Raw genomic sequence first — 1,272 nt, forward strand, 5'->3', positions numbered from 1 at the left:
ACCGACGCGCCGGCCCGCCGCGCGACGTGCGCTACACCCTCATCTGGGAAGAGCCAGTAATCTCTCCGGACGCTGAGCCGGAGCAGCAGCGTCCCGGGTCATCCGGGGCCGTCGCTTGTGGCGGCGAGGAGCGCAGTGATGGCGTCGCTGATCGGCGTGTGGATGTCGTGTCTGCGCGCGAGACGCGAGATGACGCCGTTGCGGATATCCCATTCGAGCGGCCGGCCGGCTTCTCGGTCGGTGAGGATCGACGTGCTCATATCAGCCGGGAAGGCCTGGAAGCGGGCCAGGATGGCAGCGGGCACGTCATCGCTCAGTGCTGCTCCTTCCGCATGCGAAACGGCCAGGCACTCTTTCAGATAGTCGAGAGTGAGGTCCGCGAAGTCAGGGCGGGTGAACACGCCGGCACGCCGACCGGTGAGCGCCATGAGCCCGGCAGCGGCATTCTGGAGAAGCTTGCGCCAGGCGAGAGTGGTGAAGTCGCCCGCGAGTTCGATCTGGCAGCGCGTGTCGCGCAGGACATCCGCGATGCGCTCCGCCTCCGGTGATGCGGGAAGCGTCAGCCGGGGCTCGCCCCGCAGGAGGATGGTGCCGTCTTCCTGCGACTGCGCCGGGAACCAGACGACCGCGGGGACGACCTCTACTCCCTCAGGAACATGGGGTCGAACGGCAGCGATCTGCTCGACGCCGTTCTGCAACACGCAGACCACGGTCCCGGGGGCGCACAAAGCACGCAGCCAGGGGGCTGCCGCCGCGGTCTGGGTGGCCTTGACCGCCAAGAAGAGCACATCCGCCTTCTCGGGCTGCGCAGCAGGATCGGTGCGCACGGGGCCGGGAACGACGATCCGGCGGTCGCCGTCGATCAGGGTGAGCTCTGTTCGCGGCGTGCGACCGTAGAGCGTCGGTGTGTTGCCTGCCTCATGTAGGAGTGCGGACACCGTCGTCCCGATGGCTCCCGGGCCCACGACTCCAACGCGCTTGCGCTCCCTGAAAGAACTCGGTTGCTGCTCTGTCACCATGCGCCAATGTTACGCTATTACCTATGGCAAGATCATCAAGTAACTCCGTTTCTACCGCCGAGGACCCGCTGCGCCGCTGGCTCGGAACGGTTCAGGCGCGGAGTGCGGGGCTGGTGGCAAGCGAGGCAAAGGGGCTCTTCCCAGATGAGGGTGTAGCGCACGTCGCGCGGCGGGCCGGCGCGTCGGTGGCCGGATAGAGGTCGAGGTCTCCCGAGGATGAGAGCTCCTACACACTCAGCCCGAAAGACCTCGA

1 protein-coding gene is annotated in these 1,272 nt (G+C 67.1%); it reads right to left on the reverse strand.

Going from position 1 to position 1,272, the window contains the following annotated elements; all coding sequences use genetic code 11:
* Positions 1 to 98 precede the first annotated feature (98 nt).
* Positions 99 to 1,019 carry an oxidoreductase gene (locus tag FM110_RS11070; RefSeq protein WP_087104820.1) on the reverse strand — a complete coding sequence of 307 codons (921 nt, stop codon included), beginning with the start codon at positions 1,017 to 1,019 and terminating at the stop codon, positions 99 to 101.
* Between the last annotated feature and the right edge of the window lie 253 nt (positions 1,020 to 1,272).

Origin of the sequence: Brachybacterium nesterenkovii, assembly GCF_900163655.1 — a bacterium.
Taxonomy (GTDB): domain Bacteria; phylum Actinomycetota; class Actinomycetes; order Actinomycetales; family Dermabacteraceae; genus Brachybacterium; species Brachybacterium nesterenkovii.